9 protein-coding genes and 2 pseudogenes are annotated in these 5,125 nt (G+C 70.3%); 7 read left to right on the plus strand and 4 right to left on the minus strand.

Features of this window, described 5'->3' with window-relative positions:
* Positions 1 to 71: 71 nt before the first annotated feature.
* The 4 genes from IE332_RS40225 to IE332_RS40240 all read right to left on the minus strand — a co-directional run bounded on the left by IE332_RS40225 (position 72) and on the right by IE332_RS40240 (position 1,726).
* Positions 72 to 656 carry a hypothetical protein gene (locus IE332_RS40225; protein WP_189926816.1) on the minus strand — a complete coding sequence of 195 codons (585 nt, stop codon included), beginning with the start codon at positions 654 to 656 and terminating at the stop codon, positions 72 to 74.
* Positions 657 to 734: 78 nt separating this feature from the next.
* Positions 735 to 1,202, minus strand: coding sequence for an NUDIX domain-containing protein (locus IE332_RS40230; protein ID WP_189926818.1), 468 nt, complete (start codon positions 1,200 to 1,202; stop codon positions 735 to 737).
* Positions 1,203 to 1,277: 75 nt separating this feature from the next.
* Entirely contained in the window at positions 1,278 to 1,526 is a 249-nt protein-coding gene (locus tag IE332_RS40235; RefSeq protein WP_189926820.1) for a hypothetical protein, read from the minus strand.
* Complete coding sequence (locus tag IE332_RS40240) at positions 1,526 to 1,726, minus strand: hypothetical protein (protein ID WP_189926822.1); 201 nt, start codon at positions 1,724 to 1,726, stop codon at positions 1,526 to 1,528. The genes IE332_RS40235 and IE332_RS40240 overlap by 1 nt, the downstream gene beginning before the upstream one ends.
* A gap of 116 nt (positions 1,727 to 1,842) precedes the next feature.
* Between IE332_RS40240 and IE332_RS40245 the strand changes: the two genes are divergently transcribed.
* The 7 genes and pseudogenes from IE332_RS40245 to IE332_RS40270 all read left to right on the plus strand — a co-directional run bounded on the left by IE332_RS40245 (position 1,843) and on the right by IE332_RS40270 (position 5,096).
* Positions 1,843 to 2,682: a helix-turn-helix domain-containing protein gene (locus tag IE332_RS40245; RefSeq protein WP_189926824.1), complete on the plus strand. Its 840-nt coding sequence runs from the start codon at positions 1,843 to 1,845 to the stop codon at positions 2,680 to 2,682.
* Positions 2,666 to 2,878: a DUF397 domain-containing protein gene (locus tag IE332_RS40250; protein ID WP_189926826.1), complete on the plus strand. Its 213-nt coding sequence runs from the start codon at positions 2,666 to 2,668 to the stop codon at positions 2,876 to 2,878. Before IE332_RS40245 ends, IE332_RS40250 begins: the two co-directional genes overlap by 17 nt.
* Positions 2,879 to 2,971: 93 nt before the next feature.
* Positions 2,972 to 3,394, plus strand: a pseudogene (locus IE332_RS40255) (XRE family transcriptional regulator); the annotation flags it as partial.
* Positions 3,395 to 3,448: 54 nt separating this feature from the next.
* Complete coding sequence (locus IE332_RS40260) at positions 3,449 to 4,030, plus strand: DUF5919 domain-containing protein (RefSeq protein ID WP_189926828.1); 582 nt, start codon at positions 3,449 to 3,451, stop codon at positions 4,028 to 4,030.
* Positions 4,031 to 4,110: 80 nt separating this feature from the next.
* Positions 4,111 to 4,542 (plus strand): annotated as a pseudogene (locus IE332_RS41685) (NUDIX hydrolase); the annotation flags it as partial.
* Between the two features lie 69 nt (positions 4,543 to 4,611).
* Positions 4,612 to 4,812 carry a DUF397 domain-containing protein gene (locus tag IE332_RS41690; protein ID WP_229929322.1) on the plus strand — a complete coding sequence of 67 codons (201 nt, stop codon included), beginning with the start codon at positions 4,612 to 4,614 and terminating at the stop codon, positions 4,810 to 4,812.
* A gap of 80 nt (positions 4,813 to 4,892) precedes the next feature.
* Positions 4,893 to 5,096, plus strand: coding sequence for a DUF397 domain-containing protein (locus tag IE332_RS40270; protein WP_189926833.1), 204 nt, complete (start codon positions 4,893 to 4,895; stop codon positions 5,094 to 5,096).
* Positions 5,097 to 5,125 lie beyond the last annotated feature (29 nt).

Consider the following 5,125-nt stretch of genomic DNA (forward strand, 5'->3'; position numbering starts at 1 on the left):
AGTGCTCACCTGCTGGCGGCTACGGCACCGAGTCTCTACGACTCAGCAAGTCCCATTAGGCGACTCGTCGGTTACCGCCCGCCCCCTTCGCGCCGCCGGCGGTTGCGCACCCGTCGTCGTCGGTCCTCCTCCTTGCGCGCCCGCTCGGCCGCCGCACGCTTGCGCTCGGCATCCGCGCGGGCTCGTCGCCGACGAGCCTCCGCGTCCGGGTCCTCCGCGGCACGCGGGGCCTCGGATCGCCTCTCCTGCCTCTGCTCGTCGGGCTGCGGAGGACGCGGAGGAGGTGACGCGTCCGCCCGCCACGTGTGGCCGCCGGACGGCGGCCTGTCCTGCCAGGCATGGGCGTACGGCCCAGGCCCAGGAGGAAGCGGTGCATCCGGACTCCCGGCCCGGCTGCCCGCCCGGCTGCCGGCGATCCAGCGGCGCAACGCGAGGCAGGCGACCAGCGGCCCGATGAACAGCGCGAGCAGCCACAGCGCGAGGACCGTGGACCAGAGGGCGCCGTGGGGCCGCGGGCCCGGCAGAAGCAGTCCCAACAGCACCAGCAGCACGATCAGCGCCAGCCAGGTGGCGATGACCACGGCCGCCGCCCGCGCGGCAGCCACCACACCCCTCACAGTTCCCCCTCCCGGCAGCATCGTCACGTCGACGCCCACCGTGTCCTACCCGCTCGCCGGCAGGCTACCTACGGGCCGAGCCCCCACCTGCGGCGCGGGTCAAAGGGAAACGGTCGATCAGGCAGCGCGCTGGCCGTGCAGGAGCGCGGGCAGCGTGCGGTTGGCCAACGCCTCGGTGACGCGGGCGAATTGGGCGGGCGCCATGTGGGCGGGGAGGTCGCGGACGGGGACGAAGCGGGCGCCGAGCAGCCCGGACTTGTGCTGCGGCGGGACGGTGAGACGGGTGGCGTCGCGGACGGTGCCGCCGTCGAAGACCAGGTTCAGGCGCTCCAGGTAGCGGTCGGCGGGGGTGAAGTCGACGGCGAGGATGTCGGTCAGGCGCAGGTGCAGCCCGGTCTCGGCGTGCAGGTGCCGGGCGGCGGCGAGCTGCGGCGGCTCGTTGGGCTTGGCGGCGCCGCCGGGGAGGATGAGGCCGTCCATGTAGTCCGGGTCGACGAGCAGGACGTCCCCGCGCCGGTTGCGGACGAGGACGAGGCAGCCGAGCCGGCACACCGGCGGCTTGGCGAGGAGACGGGGGTCGCGCATCGGGGAGCTCACTTCCTGAGGGCGGCGAGGAGGATGAGGGAGAAGCCCGCCCACCAGAGCAGACGGGCGAGGAGTTCAGTCGTCATGCGTGAGGCGCTCGTACCGCAGCCCCTTACGGAGCAGGTCGACGATGCGCAGGAGGTCGAGGGGCCGGGCCGACCCGAGCTGCACGAGGTAGTTCCCCGTCCGCCGCCCGTACTCCCAATCCACGGAGACGGACGGCAACTTCACCCCGCCGAGGGCGAGCACCGACACCAGGTCGTCGACCACGGAGGCAGCCCGCCTGCGCTGCTCGGCGGTGATGCGGGAGAGGATCGAGGACATCACGCCTCCCCCGGCCTCGGGTGCACCTCGAACACCTGCCAGGCGCTGTACGCGTCCCCGAAGAAGGTGAACAAGGCGAGCTCACCGGAGTCCTGGCGCAGCCACTCCCCCGTGATCTCGTTGCGCACCCGGTAGCGCTGCACCTCGGGGTCGAACCGCACCCCGTACCCGTGGAGCCGGGGAGTTTTGCGATTATCCATGGAATGACCTTCTGCGATCGAGCATTCACTTTCTGTAGGGAAAGGGTTGCGGAGAGATCCCCGCGTAGGGAAGCATCTGAAGTCGCCAGTTCAGCGTGGTTCAGTTGGGAAGCTTCATGAACCGTAAGGATCTTGACCCCACGTCATCGCCCTACGCACCCCTCGGCGTGCAGCTCCGCCGCTTCCGCGACGCGGCCGGGATGACGCAGGTCAAGTTCGGGAAAGTCATCTCCTACTCCGGCTCCTACGTCTCCAGCATCGAACGCGGAGTCCGGCGGCCGAGCCGCCGCTTCGTCGACGTCACGGACACGGAACTCAAGACCGGCGGCACGCTCTCCCTGATGCTCGACCAGCTCGAACACAGCATCTTGATAGAGGGATTCCCCGAGTACGCCGAGCGGGAAGGCGAAGCCGTTGCCCTCCGGTTGTTCCAGATCGGGGTCGTCTCAGGGCTTCTGCAGACCCGGGAGTACGCGGCCGCATACGAGCAGGCCTTCGTCCGGCGAGGCACCGTCACCCAGCAGCAAGCCGACGAACGCCTGCGCTTTCTCCTCGCCCGTCAGGAGAAGGTGGTCAACCGGCCGTCGCCGCCCCACATCCACGTGGTGCTTGACGAGTGGTGCCTGCGGCGACCCATCGGCGGACCAGCCGTCATGGCCGGCCAGTTGGCCCGGCTGGAAGAGCTGGCCGCGTTGCCGAACATGACCGTCCAGGTGGCCCCCATCAGCCTTGGGGAGAACCGGCCGTTCGCGCACCCGGTGACGATCCTCACGATGCCGAATCGTTCGCTTCTCGGCTACTCGGAGACCCACCAGCGCGGTTTTCTCGAGCGCGACGCGGAAACCCTTGCCGGCTGGGCCAGGGAGTACGATCGGCTGCAGGTTGAGGCGCTGCCGCTGGCCGCGTCGCTTGAGCTGATCCGCGCAGTACGGAGGGAATTTGAGCGTGCATCGTGACCTATCGGGCGCTCACTGGCGCAAGAGCACCTACAGCGGCGGCGGCGGCGAGTGCGTCGAGGTGGCAGACGGCTTCACCGGCATCGTCCCGGTCCGCGACTCCAAGGACCCGAGCGGCCCGGCCCTCGTCTTCCCCTCCTCCGCCTGGCAGTCCTTCGTCACCGCCGTCCGCACCGGCGAGTTCGGCACCAACTGAACCTCGCCTGTGCGCCGCCGCCCCGCCTCGGGGCGGCGGCGCACGGCCGTCCGACACCGCCCAGGAGGACCCGACATGGCCGATGACGAGCCGGGCGAGAACCACTCCGGGATCTGGCTGAGCCGTTACGAGTTCTTCAGCAGCGGCCGCGACGACACGTTCACCGGGCTGCACCACGTCGTCCTCACGCAGCACGGGAACCGCATCTCAGGGCACTCGTTGCCCGACGCGTCGTCCAACCCCGGTTCCCCGCTGACCTTCGACCTGACCGTCGACCGGAACGTCGTCACCGGCACCTGGGGCGAGCAGACCGCGCCCGACGGCTACTACCAGGGCGCCCGGTACCACGGAGCCCTCCAGCTGCTGATCGACCCGACCGGGCGGCGCATGGCCGGAAAGTGGGTCGGCTTCGGCAAGGAATTCGATGTGAACACGGGGCTGTGGGATCTGCGGCTGCTCGACAAGTCCACGACGGACGACACGCTGACCCGGTACAGCTCACCGCCCGGTGAGTAACGGGTCGCACCCTTGCCCCGCCGCCCACGCCGCGACCTCAGGGGGTGTTGAACGGTGATCCGGTCCAACATCAAAACCGGGCACGACCGGGAGGTCCTGGCCGTCTACCCGTACCGATCGGCCTGCCCTCGGTCGGTGTGGGCGCAGCTGATCGCCGGGGCCCGGTCCGAGGTCTTCCTCGCCGGGTACACCAACTACTTCGTCTGGCTGGAGCAGCCCGCTCTCCTTCAGACCTTGCGGCGCAAGGCCGAGAGCGGCTGTCGCATCCGGTTCCTCCTCGGCGACCCCGACTCGGACACGACGCGCCGGCGTGAGCAGATCGAGGACGTGGCCCTTACCGTGTCCACCCGGATCGGGGTCACCCTGGAGAACCTCGCCAAGCTCTCCGACGCCCCGGGCATCGAGGCCCGTTTCAGTGCCGCCGAGGACGGGCCGAACCACGTCGGCCTCTCGGTGTTCCGCTTCGACGAGCACGCGCTCGTCACCCCCCACCTCGCCCGCACCGTCGGCCACGACTCCCCGCTGATGCACCTGCGGCGCAGCGAGGAGAACGGCATGTTCGACCGGTTCGCCGAGCACATCGAGGAACTCTGGTCCCGGGGACGCGACATCCGAACAACGGCCGCCCGCAACTGACCGGGTTTCGCCGCCCCGCCGCCCGGCCCGGGCGGCGGGGCGTTCTGGCTCTCAGCCCCTCGGCTCCCTACCCTCATGCCATGAGCAGCCGCGCCGCGCCACCGCCGCTTCACTCCGTGTCCGTCGCGGGGGCGGTCGTGCGGGCGGACGGGCGGGTGCTGGCGATCCGACGGGCCGACAACGGGACCTGGGAGCCCCCGGGCGGTGTGCTCGAACTCGCCGAGACCGTCGAGGACGGCCTTCGCCGCGAGATCCACGAGGAGACCGGCCTCAAGGTCGGCGTGGAGCGACTGACCGGCGTCTACAAGAACACGGCTCGCGGCATCGTCGCCCTCGTCTTCCGCTGCCACCCCGAGGACGGCACCGAGCAGCTCTCCCCCGAGTCCACCGCCATCGCCTGGCTCACCCCCGACGAGGTCACCGACCGCATGGGCGAGGTCTACGCCGTCCGCATCCTCGACGCCCTGCGCCCCGGCCCTCCCCACATCCGCGCCCACGACGGCCACCACCTCACCGACCGTGCACAGGAAGTCGGCCCCGCCGACTTCCCACTCCACCCGCCCGAGCAGGAGACACCCGCAGTGAACGGCAACCGCCCCGGCACTTGGCGCAAGAGCAGCCACAGCAACAACGACGGTGGCGCCTGCGTCGAGGTGGACGACGCGCACCCCGGCCGAGTTCGGGACAGCAAGGACCCCGACGGCCCCCGCCTCACCTTCTCGCCCACCGCCTGGAAGTCCTTCGTCACCGCCGTCCGCACCGGCGAATTCGACGCCCGGTAGGCCTACTTCACCCCGGAGTGGGAAGTCGACCCCATCGACTTCCCACTCCGCTCGCACAGCCTGACCAGGAGGGAACACCTATGGACCCCGCTCGAATCACCACCTGGCGCAAGAGCACCTACAGCACCGACGGAGGCCAGTGCCTCGAGGTGGCGGACGGCCTCACCGGCATCGTCCCGGTCCGCGACTCCAAGGACCCGAGCGGCCCGGCCCTCCTCTTCCCCTTCAGCGCCTGGCAGTCCTTCGTCACCGCCGTCCGCACCGGCGAATTCGACGCCCGGTAGGCCTACTTCACCCCGGAGTGGGAAGTCGA

The organism is Kitasatospora xanthocidica, from assembly GCF_014656195.1.
GTDB lineage: Bacteria > Actinomycetota > Actinomycetes > Streptomycetales > Streptomycetaceae > Kitasatospora > Kitasatospora xanthocidica.

Bases quoted from the DNA above. Each gene is read 5' to 3' on its own strand.
- IE332_RS40230 (WP_189926818.1), bottom strand. From the start codon at position 1,202: ATGCGCGACCCCCGTCTCCTCGCCAAGCCGCCGGTGTGCCGGCTCGGC.
- IE332_RS40235 (WP_189926820.1), bottom strand. From the start codon at position 1,526: ATGTCCTCGATCCTCTCCCGCATCACCGCCGAGCAGCGCAGGCGGGCT.
- IE332_RS40240 (WP_189926822.1), bottom strand. From the start codon at position 1,726: ATGGATAATCGCAAAACTCCCCGGCTCCACGGGTACGGGGTGCGGTTC.
- IE332_RS40245 (WP_189926824.1), top strand. From the start codon at position 1,843: ATGAACCGTAAGGATCTTGACCCCACGTCATCGCCCTACGCACCCCTC.
- IE332_RS40270 (WP_189926833.1), top strand. From the start codon at position 4,893: ATGGACCCCGCTCGAATCACCACCTGGCGCAAGAGCACCTACAGCACC.